Origin of the sequence: Photobacterium minamisatsumaniensis (genome assembly GCF_050336695.1) — a bacterium.
GTDB classification, from domain to species: Bacteria; Pseudomonadota; Gammaproteobacteria; order Enterobacterales; family Vibrionaceae; genus Photobacterium; species Photobacterium minamisatsumaniensis.
Genome location: NZ_JAKJSI010000010.1, coordinates 326041 through 347804 on the forward strand (window position 1 = coordinate 326041; position 21764 = coordinate 347804).

Below are 21764 nucleotides of genomic sequence, written 5' to 3' on the forward strand. Positions count from 1 at the left end.
TTCCCTGAAAAAATAGAGCCCCAGCGGGGCTCTAACCTATGGATTAAGGTTTCGCTGGTACTTCTGCTTGTGGGTTGGTTCTTGCCGCAAGCTTATTTGCCAATGAATGTAGTTCAGGCAACATTCGCTGAATAAGGTGTAGCTGCTGCAGCACCATACGTATGGATGTGCAATCCTCATCGCGCCATTGCGATACACGTTGTTCAAGCTCACTATCGGCGATAGGCGCTTGGGCACAGTGGTTACCGTCAAGTTGTTCAGCAAGGCAATCTAAATGAGCGTGGATCTCGCGGTGTGCTTGCGCAACCAGCTGATGTGTACGTTCATCTTCGAGACGAGTTCGGTGCGCGCCTAGTGCTGAGATGTAGCTCAGCATTGCATGGTTCAAAGTCAGAAAGCGGAAGCTTTCATTGGTTGCCATACGGTAGCGTCCGGGCTCTGACAGCATATTGCTAATAGCGGTGCTGAGCTGTGCATCGGTATTATGGGCATCTCGACGTGCAATACGATAACTTAAGCTGTCTTTTTTACCGATACGGTACTGACCAATAATCTGCCCTAGATAATCACGGTTGGTTTGAACTGCCGTGGCCATGACTTTATGAAGTCGTTTGGCTTGCCAGTCTGGCAGAATAAAGCTGACTGCCAGTACTGCCAGTAAACAGCCCAATAATGTATCACCAAGGCGAGGCAATATGACGGCGAACCCTTCACCTAACTGATTGAAACAGAACAATACAAGTAAGGTAATAAAAAAGGTAGCTATACCGTAATGAGCGGTGCGGAATGAGAAAAATAGCACACCAGCTAATACCATCAGTACCATTTGTCCATCCAGCCCAGGGAACAGATAAAGCAAAGGCATACCGACTAATAAGCCTCCTAACGTACCAATCACCCGTTGCACTAGTTTTTGGCGAGTTGCACTGTAATTGGGCTGACATACAAACAAAGTGGTTAGCAAAATCCAATAACCACGTTCCAAATCAAGCACTAAGATACAGCCGTAGCCGACAGTGAGTGCGATCGCCATTCTAAGGGCATGACGAAATAACATCGAATTGGGCGTAAACTGGCTAGAAATGCGCTGCCAGCGCTCTTTCATACTATGTGCTTCTGTGTCATCCAGTTCAGTGTCGCTACCTGTTTGGGCAACGTCAGGGTTACTGACATTTGAGAGTTGGCGTTCGACGGTTGCTAGGTTGCTAAACAGGTAGTCGAGCTGGGCGAGGTAGGTTCGCCATTTTGGATTGGACTGATTTTTTAAATACAGTAATGAGTCTTGAAGCTCATCAAGAGCGCGAACACTTTCAGCGCCGTGGCGATATGGCTTACCCATCGCCAAAGCATGCGATATTTCACGACAGGCTTGAGCCTGACATGCTAATAAGCGTTGAAAGCGGAATAATACATCACTGCGATGAAACTCTGCAGCCAAGTCTTGATAGCGTGAATGAGAAGAGCTGGCTCGCTCGTGAATATCTTGCGCTAAAAAGTAAATTTTCAGGAATTTGTCACCGACTTCATTGGGATGCCCGCGACGAGCCCGATGAAGCAAGGTGGCCTTAGCATTATTTAGTGCTGTCACCACTTTTGCATTTTGGCTTGCCGCTTCTAAGCGAAGTGGCTGTGGGACTAGGTTGGAAACAGGTTCAAACAGCTTGCTTTTACTGTCGAGGTAATGAGCAAACTCAGAAAAAACAGCCGACAAACTTTGTTGTACGGGACGATTTGGCCAAAGTATTTGCCAAGTGAGCGAGAGAAGGCCATACCATGTTGCCCCCCCCAGTAATAGCATGGGCTGATACCATAAGTTAGGGCTTTCTGCTGCGCCTAGCATGGTGTATACCGCCAGTAATAACGAGGCAAAAGCGATACTGGCGTAACGAGCGCCCATCGCCCCAAGCATGATAAAGCCAAAGGTTGAAGTAAACAGACCAATGGCAAAAAATACTGGGTAAGGGAATAACAGTTCAATCGATATCGCGGCGATGAAAAAACAAAGTAGCGTCGTGATAAACGCTTTTATACGTCCCGTTAAGTTGTCGTCAGTCTCTGCTAAGGCTGAGGCGATAATACCGAGTACGAGCGGCGTTACAGCGGTGTTAGCATCTAAATACCAACAGGGAAGGGCAACACCCACAAGAGCAATAAATACACGGATACTGTAATTAATTCTTTCGTTTGCCCAGTAGCGGCGTAACGTTAATTTAAGGCGGCTGGTTTGCATTTCAGTTCAATCTAATCGGTGAAGCGCTAAAGATAGCAAAGTTCGTTAGTTAAAGGGGATAAATCCCTATAAAAAAAATAGTTATATACTGGGTCAGTGGACTTTTTAGCACAAAACTGACGTAAAAAAGTGGTGTGAAGCTATGGTGGATACAGAGTTCTTGATATTCTAACGGCGTTTAAAGAACAGTTTGGTGACAGGATGCGTTTAACAGCAGGGTGGTTAGCCCAATGGCTTTCTCAAGGTGATTATTGCAGTGTTGCATTAGGTGATGAGTGCCTGATACTTGATAGTCAGCTTGAAACAGAAGAAATACCGTTTGATGAGTGGGATGGCGCAATTGTTATTCATCGCGGGGTGTTTTGGGGAAGCTTCGAAATCAGTTCTGCTGATCAGGAATATTGCTGGGTCGTACATGGCTTACCATGGTACCAGTGTAAATCCTTCGCCAATACATTACTTGAGGCTTATCGCCAGTGGGCGCAAGGTCGTGTCCAAAAATTAGACAATGCGCTTCCTGAGATGCTTAGCCGTATCAATGGTTATGTTAATCAGGTTGGGTATTTACGCCAGTCTGATCATCATAACTTGCATCATTACCTAGAAACATCGTTGGCATCGACGGGGTTAACGTTAGAGCTCGCGTCATCATTCAGGCCTCTTGCACTTGAAAAAGTAGAGCCTTGGCTTGAGGGCAATGGTAATTGGGTAGCATCAACAAACGAAACATGGCTAACCAAAGAAGCAGAAAAGTGGTCATCATGGTTTGATGCGTTCGAGTCGTCGCCTTTAAACACTTCACAGCGAGAAGCTGTGCTCATTAACCAAGATCATAATTTAGTATTAGCGGGTGCTGGGACGGGTAAAACCAGTGTGTTGGTTGCTCGGGCTGGTTACTTAATTGCCAATCAAATTGCGCAACCTCAAGATGTTTTGATGTTGGCATTTGGTCGTAAAGCTGCAGAAGAAATGAGTGAGCGCTTAGCTGCCAAAGTGAATGACCAAATCAAAGTTGCGACGTTCCATAGCTTGGGCACGCAGATTATTAAGGCCGTTGAAGGTTCGATGCCAAGCGTGTCACCTGTAGCCCTTGATGATAAGGCAAAAGCAGAGTGGATATCGGTAATGCTGACCGAGCAGTGGGAAAACGCCGCATCAGCAAAGCGTTGGCAAAAGCATTTAACGCAATGGCGTATTCCGGGCTTTAAAGCTGATAATTCAATGGAAAAGCAGGCGCGTAGTGAACAGCTTATCAGTTGGGTATGGCGTCATATCGAGTTGATAGGTCAGCGAGGTGCGAATAAATCGCAGCTAAGCGAAAGCATAGAAAAGCATAGCCAGGACAACGCAAAAGCCAGAATGAAGAGTGAGCTGGCTTTGCTCTGGCCTTGTTATCGAGCTTATGAGCAACATTTAAAAGCCAGTAAACACATCGATTTTAATAGCATGATCCAGCGTGCGACCGAATATGTTATAGACGGTAAATTCTCACCGTCTTGGCAATTTATTATGGTTGATGAATATCAGGATATTTCTCCCCATCGTTTAGCGCTGATTGAAGCTTTATGCAATTCAAAAAGCCAAAGTAATAAACCGACGTTGTTTGCTGTTGGGGATGATTGGCAGGCAATTTACCGTTTTGCTGGCGCAGATGTTAATTTAACGACAGGGTTTGAATCACGATTTGGTGCTTGTCATATCACTGAGCTGGGTACGACATACCGTTTTAATAGCATGATTGGTGAAGTAGCGAATACGTTTATTCAACAAAACCCAACACAGTTACAAAAAGAGCTGGCGAGCCATAAAAAACAAAAGCGCAAAGCTGTCACGCTATTATGTCAGGATCTTATTGATCAAGAGCTGGCACAATTGGCTTCACAACAAAAAGAGCCGGTAACGGTATTGCTGCTAGGGCGTAATAATAATCAACGTCCGGAAGCACTAAAACAGTGGCAAGAACGTTGGCCTCAGCTTGGTTTGAGTTTTATGACCTGTCATGCCAGTAAGGGGCGTGAGGCTGATTTTGTATTCATACTTGGTGTTAATAAAGGTGTTTTCCCTGCGCCTGATAGAGACACAGGATTAGCGGCTTGCCTTCAGGCTAAAAATGAACCTTTTGCTGATGCAGAAGAACGCCGTTTGTTTTACGTGGGGCTTACGCGCGCGAAGAAACATGTTTGGGTATGTGCGGAACCCGAAAAAACATCCTCTTTTGTTAATGAGCTGATTGATGAAAAATACCCAGTCATCAACAAAATTAAACGAATAAAAAACACTGAAAAAAGAACGAAAAAATAGTTTAGATATGGACAAGGGGGATATATCCCCCTTGTTGGTTATTTCTCGTTAAGTGATACCACAACCTTTCCGCTATGCTGCTGGCTTTGTAGGTACGCAAGCCCTTTATCGAGCTCTTCGAATGAGAATACTTTATCGACCATCGGGTGAAGTAGGCCTTCATTAACCAAATTAATCAATGAATTGCCAATATTGGCTAAGTGCTGGATGTGCTCTTGATGACCATGGGCATAGGTGCCATGAATGGCAACCTCATGAATACTCAGTGCTTTTGTTGTTGCCAATAAAGGCACTTGATTGAATTGGTCGGCAATCATCACAATTTGGCCGTTGTATTGAATTAGGGCGCTCATGACGCTACCAGATTTTGCTGATATACAATCAATAACGCTGTGCACCAACTTATCTTCTGTTAACTCGATTAACCGCATTGCCGTATTTTCTGTGCTTGGGTCGATGACATCTTGAATACCGTAGTGGAGTAAACGGTCATGGTGCTGAGCATGGGCAATCGCATAAACATGTGCCCCTGCTAATTTGGCTAACTGGGCAGCATATCCTCCGACACCGCCTCCAGCGCCCGTTATTGCAACGCTGAGCCCTGCCGTAAGTCGAAGCTTATCATGTACGGCTTGCCAAGCGGTGTAGCCTGCACAAGGTAGCGCTGCAGCATCGGTAAAACTTACATTCTGTGGGATTCGGCTTAGCGCATAGGCTTTAGAAATGGCGAAGTTGGCAAAGCCTCCGGCATCGCGAGGGTCGACAAAGCACATGACTCTATCACCGGGTTGAAAATGATGAACATCTTCACCAACAAACGACACAATACCGGCAATATCAAGCCCTATAACTTGCGGGTATTGCCAAGTCGCATAGCCCCAGTTTGCCAATTTATAATCGATAGGGTTTAGGCCAACCGCTTTTACCTGTATACAGACCTCATCCCTTGCAGGGGTAGGTTTTGCGGCTTTTAGTAGTTTGAGGCAATCGAGTCCTTCTGGTTTTGTTAGTTTCCATGCTTTCATGAGCCACCACAGCAAATTCTTATTATGTCTTTAAACAATAAACCAGAAATCTCCAAGTGGGGTGGTGCGGGTCATTATTTCTTTGGCTGTTTGATATGAAAACCTATAAAAAAGCCTGCTTTTTATTAAAAAGCAGGCCATTAAAACTCGATGTTAGGTTAGCCTAAGCGCTCGGTTAAGTATGCATCGTAATCTGGGATTTCGATTTCAACTTCTTCTGCCAGCTTTGGTGATGAAATCATGAAATTCGCGCTTGCACGGTTCGTTGCAACAGGAATATTCCATACCGCAGAGATACGAAGTAGGGCTTTTACATCAGGGTCATGCGGCACCGCGTTAAGTGGATCCCAGAAGAAGATCATCATATCGACCTTACCTTCAGAAATTAATGCGCCTAATTGCTGATCGCCACCCATTGGGCCACTTAGTAAGCAGTTAACTGCGAGTCCTGATTTCTGTGAAATCATATGGCCCGTTGTACCTGTCGCATAGAGCGTATGACTTTCAAGCTTACTTTTATGCTCAAGTACCCAGCGAAGTAGGTGTTCTTTACAATTGTCATGAGCAACAAGGGCGATATGTTTGTTTGTTTCCATTTTGCGGGTTGTAACGTGCATCTATAACTCCACAACGATACGAAATGACCAACTGAATATTTGGCTAAATATCCATTCACCAGATTTTGGCGACTTAGCCTATTAATGTCTGAATATGTGTACTAACCAACTTGAAGATATTCATTTAGGTTAAATCGAGCATCTTCAAGTTGGTTAGCTATAACTACCAGAGCTTGCGGTAGATGTACATCCTAATTGGTTGAAATCAAAGATAGCTAACACATTTTTTTGTGATGTCAGAGTAGAGTGTATGGATAACCATAAGCAACGGATTTACCATTAAAGCTTATTTGTTGATACCGACATCAAATACAGGGCGAAACTCTGATGATGACAGAGAATCAATAATGGCCTGTTCTGGTAGGTTGTTTGGCGTTAGTCCTTCAATTTTTGGTGAGAGATCTTTTTCTAAAGGTTTACCTTCAAGATAACGAACCGCTTGATCGACCGACAGCATGGCTTGTTGTGCCATTTTATCCGTTGGTGAGAAGAGTATTTTATTTCTTAATAGGCCACGATATACACCGTGACTCAGGTAGGTAGATAAAATATTTACGTCGGCGGTCATCTTATTCGTGCGTAGTTCACTGATAGCCACTTCGGCTGCGACCGCACTTCCTACGATATAATCAATATCGTGGCCACTTACAAAGAGTTGTTGCAGTAAGTTCCTTTGCAGCTCTTTGCTGTTATCAGCCCACGCCGTTCTTACCACATTGATATTGCCCTGTTGGATGGCATCAAGAAAGCCTTGTACCATTGGTTTTGTGCCGCCGCGTTGCTTCGGGCCTGGCAGTAATGCAACATTGACTATTGGGCTGTTTTTAGGGTGTTGGGCGGCTAAAAACTCACCCGTCTTATAACCCATTTCATACCAATTGATTCCGACTCGAGCAACAATATTTTTGTGGCTGTCAGGGTTTAGCATATCGAGGTCGTTGATCGTGGAAAATACAGGGATACTACCTGTAAGCTCAGTAAGGTGGCCATCGTATGCTTGGCTGTCAACGGTGCCAAGAATAATGGCGTCGGCTCCCCATTCCTTACAATCTTTAAGCTGGCTTTGTTGTTTTTCTAGGTAGGGATAGCCCCCAGCTTCGAGTACTTTCAGTTGTATTCCCAGTTTTTGGGCATGCTGAACCATACCGTAATTGACAGAAAGCCAATAGGAGTCTTTTAAGTGGGGGTAGACAGCACATAACTTCCACTTTTGTTGGGATTTTTTTAATGGCTGATAGTTTATTGAGACTGGCTGTTTATCCATCGCAAAAGGTGGCGTGTAGGTGATTATTTCTACGGCTTGAGTTAAAGGAATGGTCGTTATTAGTATTAATAGGGAAAGGATCAATTTTTTGTTCATTGCTTAATACCAATTTAATGAGTCATCTCGTAGAAACGAGCATCTTGAAGTAACTAGGGTATAATACCATCATATTGTTTTGGCTATTCATAATAGTCATTATCGCACGGCTTGTTATTTTATTTTCGTGGTTGTTAGTATGACATTTACTCCAAATGGTATCGGGCAGAAGTTGCTGATTGCCTTTTCCATGATGGCTGGATTAATGATTATTGCTGTTGTTATTGGTGTTGCAGGGTTCTCGTTGGTCGCCAAAACGGAACGGACAGTAATTAATTCAGCTGTACCCGCATTAGCTGAAGCTCGTCAGCTTTCTGATTTCAGTACCCGTATTATTTTTACCGCTCAAGTCTTGGCAAAGTCGAAAGATGAAGCTGAGCGCGATCAGCAAGGGAAATCACTAACGATTCATATTGAAGCATTAAAGCAAAGCTTAAAGTCGCTAGAGCAATTCCCATTTGAGCAGGCATTAATGCAGCAGCTGGATGAAGATGTTGAAAATATTGTCAATAACCTAGCCATGCTAGGGGTACTGGTTGGCCGTAAACTGACATTAACCGATCAAGTACAGCAACTTAACGATGAGATGACGCTTGCTGCGGTGCAAATCGACACCCTTTCCCAATCACAGGTTTCAAATGCTAATACTATTGCCGTCGCTAATGTATCGAGAATTTATGACTTGGTAGAAAATGATGATAAGCCAGCTGTTTACAATGCGCTAGATAGCCTTGTTGAAGTGGATATGGATTTAGCTGAGCGTTTGTTTGAACTACGGTTTCTGTCTTTGCAAGTAATTAATATGCTTGATGACTTGAATCAAGTTAATACCGTGCCCCAACTTGTGGCGTTAAAAAAACGGTTTAATTACTCAGTGTCTGTCATACAGCATCGGGTGAAATCAGTAGAAGACCCAAGCCGTTCTGTGCAGTTATTAGCATTAACGAAAACCCTTCATCAAGGGGGAGAGCTTTTTCACCAGCTAGAACAGCTCACCAAGGCCAAGCAAGATGTTGAGCGTATGGAACAACAAAACTTAGTGTTGTTTCAGCAGTTAAACCAAACGGTTGATGACATTATTAAAGCGGCCAATACGGGTACCAAGCAAGCAATCACAAAAGTTGATGACGCACTGAATGTAGCAAGAAATAGCCTTATTGTAATTTCAGTTCTTGGTATGCTCGCGCTTGTGCTGATTATGTGGCGTTATGTTTATGCGCGAGTGATCCGCCGAATAAATGATTACAGCCAAGCCTTAATGTCATTGTCACGGGGTGACTTGAATATCCGTTTGAAGATTAGAGGCGATGATGAATTAGCTCAAATGGGGCGGGCAATTATGGTGGCACGAGATACCGCTTATGAACGTCACCGTCTAGCGCAAGTTGAGTCTAAAATACGGTTTGAGCTTCAGCAGCATAAAAATAGTTTGGAACAGCAGGTGGCAGAACGTACGAGTCAGCTTGAAAGTACCAATAGTAAGCTAAATGAAGAAGTAAACAACCATGCGGTAGCTAGGGCTGAAGCTGAGAATGCAAACCGTGCGAAATCGGCTTTCTTAGCCACAATGAGCCATGAAATCAGAACGCCCATGAATGGTGTTTTGGGCACCGCGTCCTTACTTGCTGATACAGGCTTAAATGAACAGCAAACCAAGTATTTGGACGTTATTAATCGCAGCGGTGAAACGCTGCTAGATATTCTTAATGATGTACTCGATTATTCGAAAATTGAGGCTGGTCATTTGGATATTCGGCCGAGCGATTTTTCGTTGCCCATATTACTGAATGATATTCATAACTTGCTAGAAAATCGCGCCATTGCAAAGCATATCCAACTGGCTATCAATATCGACGATAACGTTAAAGAGTTTTGGCGAGGCGATGCGACTCGTATTCGACAAGTGCTGGTGAATTTAATCGGTAATGCGATTAAGTTTACCGAAGAAGGCACGGTACAGGTCAATATCAGTGCTGCTCCCCATGTTGAAGGGCGGTTACATTTTGAAGTTGAAGACTCAGGTATTGGTATCCCCCTCGATGAACAGCAGAAAATGTTCAATGCATTCGAACAATCGAGTGAGGGGTGGCAAACGGCGGGCGGTACTGGGTTGGGGCTTGCGATAAGTAAGCGTATTGTTGAAGCCATGAACGGCGAGATTGGTCTATATTCAACCCCAAATGTGGGCAGCTGTTTTTGGTTTACACTCAACCTTAAACCCTGTGAAAAGGTCATTGATGCTGGAGCTCCGGTGTCGATGAATACCGCGGTTTCTGCCCGTATTCTTTTGGTTGAAGATAATCCAGTAAACAGCTTAGTGGCTGAGGGCTTTTTACATCGTCTTGGTCATAGTGTTGTCGTTGCTGAAGATGGCAAGCAAGCTGAAGAGATATATCGCGAGCAGGCATTTGATATTGCGTTACTGGATATTAATTTACCCGATACCAATGGGGTCGAATTGCTTGATCGATTAAGAGAGATAGAAGCGCACTCTCAGGTGCATGAAGGCTGTAGTTTGATGCCGATGGTGGCTTTCTCTGCACATGTCTTTAATGAGGAAGTCGAGTTGTATTTAACTAAAGGTTTTGCGGGCTTTTTGCCTAAACCCTTGGTTGAAAAGCAACTCGTTGAAGTAATTGGTAATGTGTTGGCTGGAAAAGATCGCGTGATTGTCGAAAGTGATATTCAGGATGAGCAACCTACGTCGAATAAAGTGATAGCTGATACAAGGGTAGATGAAACGCAATGTCAGGAATACCAAACAATGAATAATAACAATGCTGTACCTGTTTTAGATGAAACCGTTCTGGGTAGTGACTTGAAAGTTTTGGGTGAAAGTATGGTGGCAAAGATGATTGAGTTGTTTGTTAGCTCCTCATCTGAAATATTTGAAAAGCTGTTGATTGCGATTGAAAACAACCAGTTACCTGAGGTTGCTAATTATGCACACACCTTAAAAGGTGCGGCAGGTACGATGGGGCTCACTCGATTACATCAAGCTTGCTCAGCATATGAAAAGTCAGCCAAAGAAGGCTCGATTGAAGACTTGTCTATTGAAGATCTTGAGCAAGTGTTTGCAGCCTCTGAAGAAGCATTGTTAACCACGTTTAAAACAAGGGAGTAATCCCCTTAACCTATGCTGATTTCCCTACGGGCAGTTTGAGCCTGTAGGGACCCTCTTTCCATATTATATTGGCCGGTTAGTTCTGAGTGGCAAGTGTCGCTTCTTGGGAGAACTTTTGGTCTAGAGGCAACCTTTTGTTTAAAACTAACATCCCTATGCTGGCGAGTAGCATAATGACACCAGCGATAACAAAGCCAAATTCGATAGCATCATAGTGGGCGAGAAAAGCAATCAAGACATAGCTTAAACTTTGGGTTAGGGTTGCAAACATTCCTAGGCCACCATCAACGCGGCCACGTTGCGACATATCGACAGTGTGATGCATCCAGTTTGTTCTAGCGATGCGGTTTAATGCATTGAAAAAGCCAAAACTGAGAGTGAGCAGAACAATGTATAAAGGCTGTATAGCTCCTCCCATTGCCATTAAAACAATGGCGAGAACAAGCATTGAATACTGCATGATTTTGCCGTGTCTGATACGCCCTATAACCCGAGAAATTAATAGTCCAGTCATTAACGAACCCAATCCAAAAGCCATGTTATACATTGCAACCCAACTGCCAGAGACATCGAGATCTGAAAATAAAATCGGCACTAATTTACCAAGGTATGTGAGTACCGGATATGAGAGGCAAGACAGTAATAAGAAGCCATAAAAAGCTGGCTCTGCGGCGAAAATAGACTGACTTTCTTTTATTTGACTGAGGAAAGATACTTTTTTGCTAGGAGTAAATTGACGGTTATATGGCGTTAATATATAGCTGAGTGCTGCAATAGCTGAAGCTGTTGCGGCAAAGGCAGTAAATTCCAATATACCCCATTGTTCAAGTAGAATAATGCCTATAGCACCAGCTCCAAGGGTCGTTGTTTGCATTACAATTTCTTGATAGCCTGATATTTTAGCGTATTCATGTGAGTGGTAGTTTTCTTGGGTAAAGGCATTATTGGTATTCCAAGCAATGTTACTCGATACCCAAAAGATCAGTTGGGATAGGGCAAGTATCCAATGAGAGCCTAAGTCGAACATGAAAACAAAACCCACAGTAGCGGCTGCTGATGATTGGATCACCTGAACCCATACCAAGATCGCCTTTCTTGAGTGTCTATCGATAAGAGTCGAGAAGAAAGGCGTACAGATAAATGAAATACTTGTACACGCTAAGGCTGTCAGAGCAACAAAGGTGCCCATATTCGGTGTTTTAAGCATTAGCCATGGCAGTGCCATCATAAATAAGCCAGAGCTGATCCCATCAAAAAATCGTCCTGATAAGTACGGAAGGTTTTTATTTTTCATTGCGACTTTCTTGTTATTTCAGATGATGGCTACCACTCTACTAGTTAAAGTTAGCTTTAAGTCAATTGTTATGATGTGTTAATTTTTATGTTAGTTTTTGGTATAGGGTTACTTAGTCAGAGCGAGGTAACAGCTGGTTATTGTTATTCACTACTTCTTTGAAAACACTAATAAATTCTTTGGCACCGAGTGAGAGTTCTTTCTTTATTGGAATAATTAATCCAATGTCTCTATAAAGTGATTCTGTAATAGGAATAATCCGAACATCATTGCGATTAAACATGATCTTAAGTGATGACGGGAGCACACTCACACCGATTCCACATGCAACCATACCTAGAATGGTTGATTGGTAAGTTGCTGTTTGTACTGGTATCAATGGTGTATTTGTCAGAGCAAACCCTTTTTCAGTTAAATGGCGCATACTCATGCCGCTTTTCATCGCAATAAACGGGTATTGAACAACTTGATACCAACTCACTTCGGGTTGATTTGCTAGTGGGTGTTCTGGAGAGCAGACGAAGTGAAGGTAATCTTTATAGATGGGAATAAACTCAATATCATGTTTGCTTGTTGGTGAAGAGCCAATCCCAAAATCAATATCACCATTCAGCACCTGTTGATACATCGGTTCATCATTTTCTTCAATATACTCTAAGACAACTTTAGGATTACGTCGTTGAAACTCCATCATTGCAACTGGTACTAGGCTTGCACCGACAGTAAGTAAGGCAGCAAAAGTCACTTTCCCCATCCTTCCAGCCGCAAATTCATGCATATCACTAACGCCACCGATTAATCGATTCAGAATTTTTTCAGCTGTGGGCAAAAAGGCTCGGCCTGCGTCGCTTAGAGACACTTGACGTGTTGTTCGATCAAATAGTTTAACTTTAAGGGTAACTTCAAGCTGGCGTATCTGATTACTCAGTGATGGCTGAGTAAGGTAAAGCTGTTCAGCCGCTTCAGTAAAGCTACCATGGTGGGCTACAGCTAAAAAAGCTTGCAACTGCCGTGAGTTTATATTCATAAAATATCCTTATAAATGCATAGCTAATTCAAATTTATCTTATCAATAAACCTATTTACTATCTAGATAGTCAATTAACCCAAGGAGAAGGTCGATGTTAAAGCAGGTGATGGATTTATTTGAGTTATTGGATACACCAAGTGCATCGGGGAATACAGTCAAAGATTATCTATGTTCCTTAGGAGCAAAGAGTGAGCAAGTAGAAATCAATCAAATAACGTCTGATAAGGGAAAGTCTGATTTTATTAAAGTCACGATCTCTGGATCTGAAGGAAAAAAATCAGGTGGTATAGCACCAACACTTGGCATTATTGGACGATTGGGGGGAATTGGTGCTCGACCTGAAATTACTAGCTTCGTTTCTGATGGCGATGGTGCTCTTGCTGCATTATCAGCTGCAGCAAAATTGATTAAAATGGCAAATAACGGTGATTATTTAAAAGGTGATGTTATTGTCACCACGCATATTTGCCCTGACGCACCAACTCGTGAACATTACCCTGTACCATTTATGGACTCTCCAATCACTTTTGAAGACACTTGGGCATATGAAGTGGATACTGCAATGGATGCGATTGTATCTATTGATACAACAAAAGGTAATCGCATTATGAATTATCGAGGTATCGCGATCTCTCCAACGGTATGCCAAGGCTATATTCTAAAGGTAAGTGATAGTGTGGTTAATGTCGTGGAACGTACCACTGGCGAAAAGGCTAATGTATTCCCATTAAGTATTCAAGATATTACACCTTACGGTAATGATCTGTACCATTTGAATAGTATTTTACAGCCGGCAGTTGCTTCAGATGCGCCCGTAATAGGGGTTGCACTATCAACTGCGATTCCTGTTGCTGGTTGTGCAACAGGCGCTAGCCATGAAGTTGATATCGAACAAGCTGCCCGTTTTTCTATCGAAGTGGCGAGAGACTTTGGTCAGGGAGTGTGTACGTTTATTGATTGCAAAGAATTTGAACTTATGCAGAATCTATATGGTAGTCAGAGCCATTTTCAAACCCGTGGTATTATAAATGGATAGCTCATCCTTACTAGGAATAGTGACGATTGGTCAATTGCCCCGCTCAGATTTGCATGAAGACTTACAATCCTTGCTTGGGAGCCAGCAGCGTTGGGTGGAGGAGGGGGCCCTTGATACTTTATCCTTAGCTGAGATTGAACAGAAATATCCAATTGCAGGTAAACAAGACATCCTCGTTTCACGGATGATTAATGGGCAGCAGGTATGTATATCGGAATCGGATCTAGAACCTCTCTTATTTCGTGCATTATCTCGGATACAGGAACACGAACCTGACGCTATTCTAATTCTATGTACTGGAGACCTACCTTCTTTTTCATTTGATGATTGTATTTTGTTATCTCCAAATAATATTACTCGTCACTTCTTTTCTGGGTTAGGGACGTCATCATTTATTGTGATGTCACCAGAGGAGGCACAAGTAGAAAATGCTAGAAGGCGCTGGGAAAGCGCCGGGTTTAGTGTGAAAAGCATATTTGGCTCCCCATACAAGGATGAGGAACAACTATATAAAGCTGCGTTAAAAGCGAAAGATATATCAGGTGAATTTATCTTTCTGGATTGTATGGGATATAGTCTTGAACATAGAAATAAAATAGAAGCTTGGTCAGGAAAGCGTGTTATTACCCCGCGAGAAATTATTTTTAATACGGTGAAAACTCTTTTTGGGATTTAATGGATAGAATTTTTAGTAAGGATTACTATGAAGACCAATGTTTATAATCCAGATGAAGTCGTGACTTCACCTGATGCCCATCCGAAATTTTTTGTAGCATCACAAATGTTATTTAATGTTTTTATTGCTTCACTTGGGGCGATAATTGGACTTGAATTAATAACTCGTGTTGGAATAACACCTAATACATCGATTATCGGTGCATTGGTTGCCATTATTATTTCGTATATACCAATAAAGTTATTTAGTAAGTTTAAGCGGTTAGAAAACCAGACGTTAGTTCAAACATCTATTTCCGGCGCGACATTTTCAGCTGCAAATGGCCTGTTATTACCAATAGCGATCCCTTTTTTAATGGGTCAACAAGACATGGTAATTCCAATGTTAATTGGTGCTTCGTTAGCTGTAATTACAGATGCATCAATATTATATTTTTCGTTTGACTCGAAGTTATTTAGTGCTCGTGGTGCGTGGCCTCCAGGCTTTGCGACAGCTGAAGCATTGAAAGCTGCAGCAAATAAAGGGAAAAGTGCAATCTTACTTGGCGTCGGTATGATAGGTGGTGCATTAGGTAAGAGTGCCGGTATACCTACAGAAATGCTGGGTATTGCATGGATCTCTAATGTATTCGCTCTCGGTGCTTTAGGGGTTGGCCTACTTATTCGTGGTTATTCGATTGAAATCTTCGGTTTTGATATCAATTCGCAATATATTCCACATGGGATCATGATCGGTGCTGGTATGGTGGCTTTAATTCAGATTCTAAGGCTTATGCGTCGCGATGATACCGAAAGTAATGACGATGAAATTCAGGGGCAACGTCCAACACGTTCTGCGCTACAAATGAAGTTAGCTATGTGTAGTGGTTTCAGTGTTTACCTTACTATTGCATTGATGCTGGCTATAGGAACGGGTATTTATACAGATATGAGCTTAGGCATGATGATTGGCTGGTTGGCCTTCGCTGCTGTAGCCGCTCTTGCTTCAGAAATGATTGTTGGTATTGCAGCAATGCATTCGGGGTGGTTCCCCTCGTTTGCGACAGGCTTGATTTTTCTTGTCCTAGGAATGCTAATAGGTTTTCCTAGCGAGGCATTGGGCATACTGGTTGCATTTACTGTTGCTACTGGTCCGGCATTTGCCGATATGGCTTATGATCTAAAAGCTGGTTGGGTGATCCGTAAAGAGGGAACAGATGAAGAGTTTGAACTAGCAGGGCGGAAACAACAATATTTCGCAGAGTTATTTAGTTTTGGTATTGCGATCATCATTGTTGCTTTTGCTCATCAATTTTATTTTGCTCAAGATTTAGTTCCGCCCGTTGCACGAGTGTATGTCGCGACGATTGAGGCAGGAGCAGATAGTAGTATTGCTACAATGCTTGCAGGTTGGGCAGTTGTTGGAGCTATTATTCAATTTATTGGTGGAATTTCTCGTCAAATTGGTGTGCTGCTTGCGACAGGATTGCTAATTATGTCGCCAAAAGCTGGGATTATGATTTTTGTTGGTCTTGCGATCCGTTTTATCGTTCTTAAGATGTTTGGTGAACAAGGTAAAAAACAACTGTATGTACTGGGTGCTGGTGCAATTTCAGGTTCGGCACTATACAGCTTTTTTACTTCGACGTTGAAACTTGGTTCAAAATAATTATGTAACGGAAAGCTCTTATTTCGTGCATAGGGATTAATTGAACTAAGGTTAATATTTCAAATGTGTGAATTATTTTAATGTTTAAATATTATGGAGTAATACTCTCTACATTATTAATTAGTGGGGAGTATTTTTATTTATATGAATTTTGAGGAGCTACACTTATAGTTATTGAGTCATACACAAAAATGATGTTATGAAAAAAATACTCTTTGTAGTGATTGTCTTTCTGCTCTTATTCTTTATCGACCGTCTGGTGAATAATCATGACGATATTATTGCAAGGCAAGTTAAAGCCATTGCGGTGCCGGAAGCGAATTATTTACTCGAAGTTAATCAACATATTAGTAAAACCCCGAGACCTACAGAAACATTTTCATTCCCGATTAAAGTGGGGGAGGTAGGCCCGGTTCAATCCCTCTATTCTGGTTCCAACCAGTACCCTTTCTATTGCATGACCCTTGACTCTGGTTTAGAGCAACCACTGGTCGATAATCAATTAGGCTTAGGCGTCCCTGTTTACGATGAAGAGAAGGCTGAAACCGTTATCGGTTACTCGAAAGATTGTTCGGTGAAAACGCGTTTATCCTATGTAGTTGTTGGCACTAATAATGAGCTGCATCATAAAACCGCGCTTGAATTACAGCAATCTCCCCCCCGCAAAGATGAGCTGTTGCTTAGGGTTGAACAAGGAACAATTAATCGTTATATCTACACGTTTTTAATGCCGATAAATCTGGATGAAGTAGGGAGTCAGAATAGCGCTAATGTTTGGAATAAACGCTTAATTTATCGGTTTGAAGGCGGGTCGGGAATCGGGTATCGGCAGGGGCGGATCAGATTATTCCGTTTAATAAATAAAGAGCTATCACAATTACAAAAAGGGTATGCCTTAATTACATCAAGTGGCAATAGAACCAGTTATGGCTATAACATGTTATTGGCTGAAGATACTGCGAGAAGAGTGAAAACACAGTTTGTTAGCCTATTTGGTGAACCGTTATACACGGTTGGAATAGGGGGGTCTGGCGGTGGCTTAGCGCAATACCTTATTGGTCAAAATAGTCAGGGCATTTTAGATGGTATTCTTCCTTTGTACTCTTACCCTGATATGGTCAGCGTTAGCACTTATGCCTTAGATTGCGACTTATTCAATAACTACTTTAGCTTTCGTGCCAGCAATAAAGATAACTGGCAAGATTGGCACAAACGACAAGCCGTAGAAGGGTTACGTGCGATTAATGGGGCTGAACAAAAGTATGGTTGGTTGCAACCGTTGAACCAGTTATGGCATTGGCAACGTCCCCGATTTCCAACAGGAAACAACGAATGTATTAACGGTTATTTTGGCTTAAGTAGTTATATTCATAACCCTAGGCAAGGCTTTCTCAAGCCCTATTATCATGACACGGTCGTTAAAGCGGTTAAGTGGAATTATTGGCAGGATATGGCGCAGATATACGGCAAAGACCAAACCGGTTTGGGACTTTCAACGTGGGATAATATCGGGGTGCAGTATGGCCTACAGGCGCTAATTAATAATCAGATATCATTTGATGAGTTTATTGATATAAACAGGAAAATAGGCGCATGGAAGCCGTTATATAAAATGAAGCCTGAGCGAAAATTGAAACTAGGAGCGGCTATCCCTCCGATTTGGTTATCACTCTGGAGTAATCATAATATTACCGCAGTCGATAATATTTCTGCACAGCGGCAATCGGCAACGATCTCTGCTATTAACAAAGCTTATGAATATGGCCAGGTGTTTATTGGCAGAATATCGTTACCTATTATCGATATTCGCCATTACCTTGAAGATGATTTAAATATGCATCATACATCAGCTTCTTTTGTTAGCCGGCTACGGATCCTCAATTCACAAAATCATGCTCAAAACCATGTTATTTGGATATCTGAAAAGCAACATACGCCAGTTGAAGAAGCGTATGAGGTGATGGATGAATGGTTGCTGGCGATAAACACGTTGCCTAAGCACTGGCCTTATCAACGAAAAGTACTAACTGCAAAACCAGCGCTGGCCAAAGACACTTGTTTTGATGAAAGTGGCAGTATTATTGCGGCTGGTGATGGCGTTTTTAATGGCCGTTGGAATCAGCAAGTTAATGGAACTTGTACTGAGCGTTTCCCCATTTATAGTAATAGCCGGATACAAGCGGGCGCACCTTGGAAAGGCAGTATTTTTAAATGCCATCTCATGACTATTGAAGCTGCGATCGAACGTGGCATATACGGTGATTTAGATTTATCTTCGAAAGTCAGCATTCTAAAGCTAACGTTTCCTGATGGGGTGTGTGACTATAGCCTCGGTGATGCAGGGCGGCCAAAGCAGTTATAATAGAAAGGATCTGAATGTTCCAAATCCTTTCTATCGGCGTTAAAGTTTAAGTTATGACTGCTGTAATTTAAGGTACTGAGTCGCTAGCTTTTCTGTGGTGAAACATCACCAATTTCGAACGGATTTTCTGGATTGCCGCTCCATTCATACCAACCGCCATCAAAGACGCTGATATGCTCCCAGCCCATCACATAAGCATAGAAAAACACTTCTGAAGCACGCCAGCCTGTCCCGCAATAGAAAGAAACATTGTGATCCTTCTCTATTCCCCAGTCTTGCCAAAAGCGAGTAATAATATCAGGGCTGATCATAGTGTCGTCAGGATTACGGAAGTCTTCTAAATGATAGGGGTCTGAACCGCCATGGCCCCATTTAGAGCCAGTAATTCGCCCTTTGGGGTCAATATATTTATAGCCACTGGTTTCACCAAGGTACTCTGCCCAGCTACGAATACTAACAAGAGATTGGTTCTGTTGGTCTGCGAGAATATGCTTCGCTTCGGGGACATCAATAATAAAATCAGGGTTAGAGGGGATAGGCCGGCCAAATTCAACAGGCGTCGCTCTATTTCTCATTGGCTGTGTTCTATACCCCTCATTGACCCATGACTTCCAGCCACCGTTAAGTAGCCGAACATCTTCAACACCCGCATACATCATAATACTGGCGGCTCGAGCCGCTGCGGTATTATCACGACCATATAGGATCACGGTCGTGTCATAGCGTATGCCTAAGTTATTAATAACCTCAGTAATTTTTTGATCAGAGACTCTGTTCCACCATGGTTCTGATTCAATATCATTGGTATTTAAGTACAGAGCGGAAGGAATATGGGAGATGAGATATTTAGCGGGTGGTCCCCAAGCAACTTCGATTACCTTAAACCCCTTTGCTGGTGGGTGAGCGACTTGTTCACCTTGAAGCAGCTGTTGTACCCAAGAAGCAGGTACAAGTTGTTGGTGATTTTTTAAAGCAACCAGTTCACCCGAATAATGAGTAATAGGCTCAGCGATGATAGTCACGTTATCGTTGCCAAGTTGAGCAAATTGTTGCTTCACACGTTTAGCTTTATCGTTATCGCAATAAAGGTAAGTCGGCTTATTGATATCAATGGCGTGACTATCGAGTAGTGCTTGTAATCTAGGTGGGCGTAAGGTGCTGAGCCAATCAGTATCAAAGTTAATCGCGCCTGGATAGTGGCCGCCACGCGTAGCTTCGCCTTCAGGCCAGCCGTTGTAATTGTTACTTGAACGGCAGTCGATGATTTGGTGTGTCGTTTGAAATTCAGCCAACTGATCAAAAGTAATAGCGAGTAGTTGGGGACTAAACAGGTAGAGAAGAGGTAACGTAAACCATTTGTGCGATGACATGTACATAGTCCATATATGAAACAAGGCTAGCATTATATGATGCTAGCCTTGCAAATTACCTATGTAAGATCACACCTTAACTTGCTAAAGCAGGTTTTATGTTCTTATTGTTACCTTGGTTTGGTTTTTTATTTTGTGGCTTTTTATGGCTGCTACCCGTATTTGCAGCGCTACCATTTTTATTCGTGCTGCTATTTTTTTCACTGCGTTGGCGCTGTGCGGCTGGCTTACGATTACCTGTTTTTGGCTTTTCATCGCGACCAGCACCATTTTCGCCATTTGTTGTTTTGCGCGACTGGCCATTACGTGCTTTAGGCTTGTTTGAGCCGTTTGACGATGTTTTGGTTTTTGGTGACGACTTGCTAGAACCTGTATTATTGGCGCCAGTAGATTGTCGGCCGTTATCCATTTTAAGTTTTTTAGGTTTTTTTGGCTTAACTGCTTTAAGCGCTAATGATACCGGTAGCTTGCTGCTTGGTACAAAACCGAAAACATCTTCACGTTCAAGGTGTTGCTGCGTTAACTGCTCAATAGCATTTAGTTCTTTGAATTCGTCGGCACAAACCAGTGAAACTGCTTGGCCTTCTGCACCTGCACGGCCTGTACGGCCAATACGGTGAACATAATCTTCTGCGACATTCGGCAAGTCGAAGTTAACCACTTGCGGTAACTGATCGATATCAATACCACGTGCAGCAATGTCTGTTGCAACCAAAATACGAACTTCACCGCTTTTGAAGTTTGCGAGTGCCTTGGTGCGTGCACCTTGGCTCTTGTTGCCATGAATAGCTGCTGCGGTAATGTTACGTGCTTCAAGGAATGCAGCCAGACGGTTTGCACCGTGCTTAGTACGAGTAAATACTAATGCCTGCTTCCACTTTTTCTCTTGAATAAGCTTGGTTAGCAGTGCCGATTTCTTGCTTTTATCAACTGGGTGAACCCACTGTTTTACTGATTTTGCTGTTGCATTGCGTGGCGTAACAGAGATCTCAACAGGGTTGTTAACCAAGCCTTTTGCCAGTTGACGGATCTCATCAGAGAATGTCGCTGAGAAAAGTAGGTTTTGACGTTCTTTTGGTAAGAAAGCCAAAATCTTTTTGATATCACGAATAAAGCCCATATCTAACATACGGTCAGCTTCATCGAGTACCAAGACTTCAAGTTGGTTAAACTTAATCGCTTTTTGATTGTAAAGGTCAAGTAAACGCCCAGGCGTAGCGACCAGTACATCGGCACCTTGTCGCATGCGCATCATTTGTGGGTTTACTTTAACGCCACCAAATACAACAGCAGAGCTAAGCGGTAAGTGCTTTGAGTAAGTCGCAACATTTTCACCAACCTGTGCGGCTAGCTCTCGAGTAGGCGTTAAGATCAAAGCGCGTACTTGATTAGCGCGTACTTTAGGGCCTTTAGAAAGGCGCTCAAGAATGGGTAAGGTGAAGCCTGCAGTTTTGCCTGTACCTGTTTGTGCAGCTGCCATGACATCCTTACCTTCAAGTACAGCCGGAATGGCTTGAGCTTGAATAGCAGAGGGGGTTTCATAGCCTTGGTTAGCAACAGCTTTAAGGATCGGGGCACAAAGACCCAGAGAGGCAAAACTCATAGACAATTCTCGATAAAGTAAAAAGTTTGATCTGCCTCACACGGCAGCAAGCGCGATAGCTTACAGTACGAGAGAGAAAAGTCCTAATT

The 21764-nt window shown here is 42.9% G+C and carries 14 protein-coding genes; 6 read left to right on the forward strand and 8 right to left on the reverse strand.

Annotated features, from left to right (window positions below; all coding sequences use genetic code 11):
- Nucleotides 1-43 precede the first annotated feature (43 nt).
- Nucleotides 44-2230: a YccS family putative transporter gene (gene yccS, locus L4D78_RS01850; RefSeq protein WP_428465359.1), complete on the reverse strand. Its 2187-nt coding sequence runs from the start codon at nt 2228-2230 to the stop codon at nt 44-46.
- A gap of 201 nt (nt 2231-2431) precedes the next feature.
- On the opposite strand from yccS, the gene helD reads away from it, so the two are divergent.
- A complete protein-coding gene (helD, locus tag L4D78_RS01855; protein ID WP_428465360.1) occupies nt 2432-4531 on the forward strand; it encodes a DNA helicase IV in 2100 nt (699 codons plus the stop codon).
- A gap of 38 nt (nt 4532-4569) precedes the next feature.
- Here the strand turns inward: helD and L4D78_RS01860 are convergent, their stop codons facing one another.
- The 3 genes from L4D78_RS01860 to torT all read right to left on the reverse strand — a co-directional run bounded on the left by L4D78_RS01860 (nt 4570) and on the right by torT (nt 7533).
- A complete protein-coding gene (locus L4D78_RS01860) occupies nt 4570-5556 on the reverse strand; it encodes an alcohol dehydrogenase catalytic domain-containing protein (protein ID WP_428465361.1) in 987 nt (328 codons plus the stop codon).
- Nucleotides 5557-5714: 158 nt separating this feature from the next.
- Nucleotides 5715-6173 carry a methylglyoxal synthase gene (locus L4D78_RS01865; protein WP_428465362.1) on the reverse strand — a complete coding sequence of 153 codons (459 nt, stop codon included), beginning with the start codon at nt 6171-6173 and terminating at the stop codon, nt 5715-5717.
- A gap of 286 nt (nt 6174-6459) precedes the next feature.
- On the reverse strand, nt 6460-7533 hold the full coding sequence (gene torT, locus L4D78_RS01870) for a TMAO reductase system periplasmic protein TorT (protein ID WP_428465363.1): 1074 nt from the start codon (nt 7531-7533) through the stop codon (nt 6460-6462).
- Nucleotides 7534-7672: 139 nt separating this feature from the next.
- On the opposite strand from torT, the gene torS reads away from it, so the two are divergent.
- Nucleotides 7673-10657, forward strand: a complete 2985-nt coding sequence (gene torS / locus L4D78_RS01875; RefSeq protein ID WP_428465364.1) for a TMAO reductase system sensor histidine kinase/response regulator TorS — start codon at nt 7673-7675, stop codon at nt 10655-10657.
- Nucleotides 10658-10733: 76 nt separating this feature from the next.
- On the opposite strand, the gene L4D78_RS01880 is transcribed toward torS, so the two are convergent.
- Together L4D78_RS01880 and L4D78_RS01885 are read right to left on the reverse strand one after the other, a co-directional pair.
- The gene (locus L4D78_RS01880; RefSeq protein ID WP_428465365.1) at nt 10734-11951 is read right to left on the reverse strand and encodes an MFS transporter; all 1218 of its coding nucleotides are present in this window, start codon (nt 11949-11951) and stop codon (nt 10734-10736) included.
- 112 nt (nt 11952-12063) lie between these two features.
- On the reverse strand, nt 12064-12978 hold the full coding sequence (locus L4D78_RS01885) for a LysR family transcriptional regulator (protein ID WP_428465366.1): 915 nt from the start codon (nt 12976-12978) through the stop codon (nt 12064-12066).
- Between the two features lie 94 nt (nt 12979-13072).
- On the opposite strand from L4D78_RS01885, the gene L4D78_RS01890 reads away from it, so the two are divergent.
- The 4 genes from L4D78_RS01890 (at nt 13073) to L4D78_RS01905 (ending at nt 18702) form a co-directional block, all read left to right on the forward strand.
- The gene (locus tag L4D78_RS01890) at nt 13073-14017 is read left to right on the forward strand and encodes a DUF1177 domain-containing protein (protein ID WP_428465367.1); all 945 of its coding nucleotides are present in this window, start codon (nt 13073-13075) and stop codon (nt 14015-14017) included.
- Entirely contained in the window at nt 14010-14693 is a 684-nt protein-coding gene (locus L4D78_RS01895; protein ID WP_428465368.1) for an AroM family protein, read from the forward strand. The genes L4D78_RS01890 and L4D78_RS01895 overlap by 8 nt, the downstream gene beginning before the upstream one ends.
- Before the next feature lie 27 nt (nt 14694-14720).
- Entirely contained in the window at nt 14721-16340 is a 1620-nt protein-coding gene (locus L4D78_RS01900) for an OPT/YSL family transporter (RefSeq protein WP_428465369.1), read from the forward strand.
- 199 nt (nt 16341-16539) lie between these two features.
- Complete coding sequence (locus tag L4D78_RS01905) at nt 16540-18702, forward strand: DUF6351 family protein (RefSeq protein ID WP_428465370.1); 2163 nt, start codon at nt 16540-16542, stop codon at nt 18700-18702.
- 83 nt (nt 18703-18785) lie between these two features.
- On the opposite strand, the gene L4D78_RS01910 is transcribed toward L4D78_RS01905, so the two are convergent.
- Together L4D78_RS01910 and L4D78_RS01915 are read right to left on the reverse strand one after the other, a co-directional pair.
- A complete protein-coding gene (locus L4D78_RS01910) occupies nt 18786-20072 on the reverse strand; it encodes a sulfurtransferase (RefSeq protein WP_428465371.1) in 1287 nt (428 codons plus the stop codon).
- A gap of 76 nt (nt 20073-20148) precedes the next feature.
- Complete coding sequence (locus L4D78_RS01915; RefSeq protein ID WP_428465372.1) at nt 20149-21675, reverse strand: DEAD/DEAH box helicase; 1527 nt, start codon at nt 21673-21675, stop codon at nt 20149-20151.
- Nucleotides 21676-21764: the final 89 nt, after the last annotated feature.

What these genes read in the sequence shown, in the direction of transcription:
- L4D78_RS01895 (WP_428465368.1), top strand. Translation starts at nt 14,010, where the DNA reads ATGGATAGCTCATCCTTACTAGGAATAGTGACGATTGGTCAATTGCCC.
- helD (WP_428465360.1), top strand. Translation starts at nt 2,432, where the DNA reads ATGCGTTTAACAGCAGGGTGGTTAGCCCAATGGCTTTCTCAAGGTGAT.
- L4D78_RS01900 (WP_428465369.1), top strand. Translation starts at nt 14,721, where the DNA reads ATGAAGACCAATGTTTATAATCCAGATGAAGTCGTGACTTCACCTGAT.
- L4D78_RS01885 (WP_428465366.1), bottom strand. Translation starts at nt 12,978, where the DNA reads ATGAATATAAACTCACGGCAGTTGCAAGCTTTTTTAGCTGTAGCCCAC.
- torT (WP_428465363.1), bottom strand. Translation starts at nt 7,533, where the DNA reads ATGAACAAAAAATTGATCCTTTCCCTATTAATACTAATAACGACCATT.
- L4D78_RS01890 (WP_428465367.1), top strand. Translation starts at nt 13,073, where the DNA reads ATGTTAAAGCAGGTGATGGATTTATTTGAGTTATTGGATACACCAAGT.
- torS (WP_428465364.1), top strand. Translation starts at nt 7,673, where the DNA reads ATGACATTTACTCCAAATGGTATCGGGCAGAAGTTGCTGATTGCCTTT.
- L4D78_RS01905 (WP_428465370.1), top strand. Translation starts at nt 16,540, where the DNA reads ATGAAAAAAATACTCTTTGTAGTGATTGTCTTTCTGCTCTTATTCTTT.
- L4D78_RS01915 (WP_428465372.1), bottom strand. Translation starts at nt 21,675, where the DNA reads ATGAGTTTTGCCTCTCTGGGTCTTTGTGCCCCGATCCTTAAAGCTGTT.
- L4D78_RS01865 (WP_428465362.1), bottom strand. Translation starts at nt 6,173, where the DNA reads ATGCACGTTACAACCCGCAAAATGGAAACAAACAAACATATCGCCCTT.
- L4D78_RS01860 (WP_428465361.1), bottom strand. Translation starts at nt 5,556, where the DNA reads ATGAAAGCATGGAAACTAACAAAACCAGAAGGACTCGATTGCCTCAAA.
- L4D78_RS01880 (WP_428465365.1), bottom strand. Translation starts at nt 11,951, where the DNA reads ATGAAAAATAAAAACCTTCCGTACTTATCAGGACGATTTTTTGATGGG.
- yccS (WP_428465359.1), bottom strand. Translation starts at nt 2,230, where the DNA reads ATGCAAACCAGCCGCCTTAAATTAACGTTACGCCGCTACTGGGCAAAC.
- L4D78_RS01910 (WP_428465371.1), bottom strand. Translation starts at nt 20,072, where the DNA reads ATGTCATCGCACAAATGGTTTACGTTACCTCTTCTCTACCTGTTTAGT.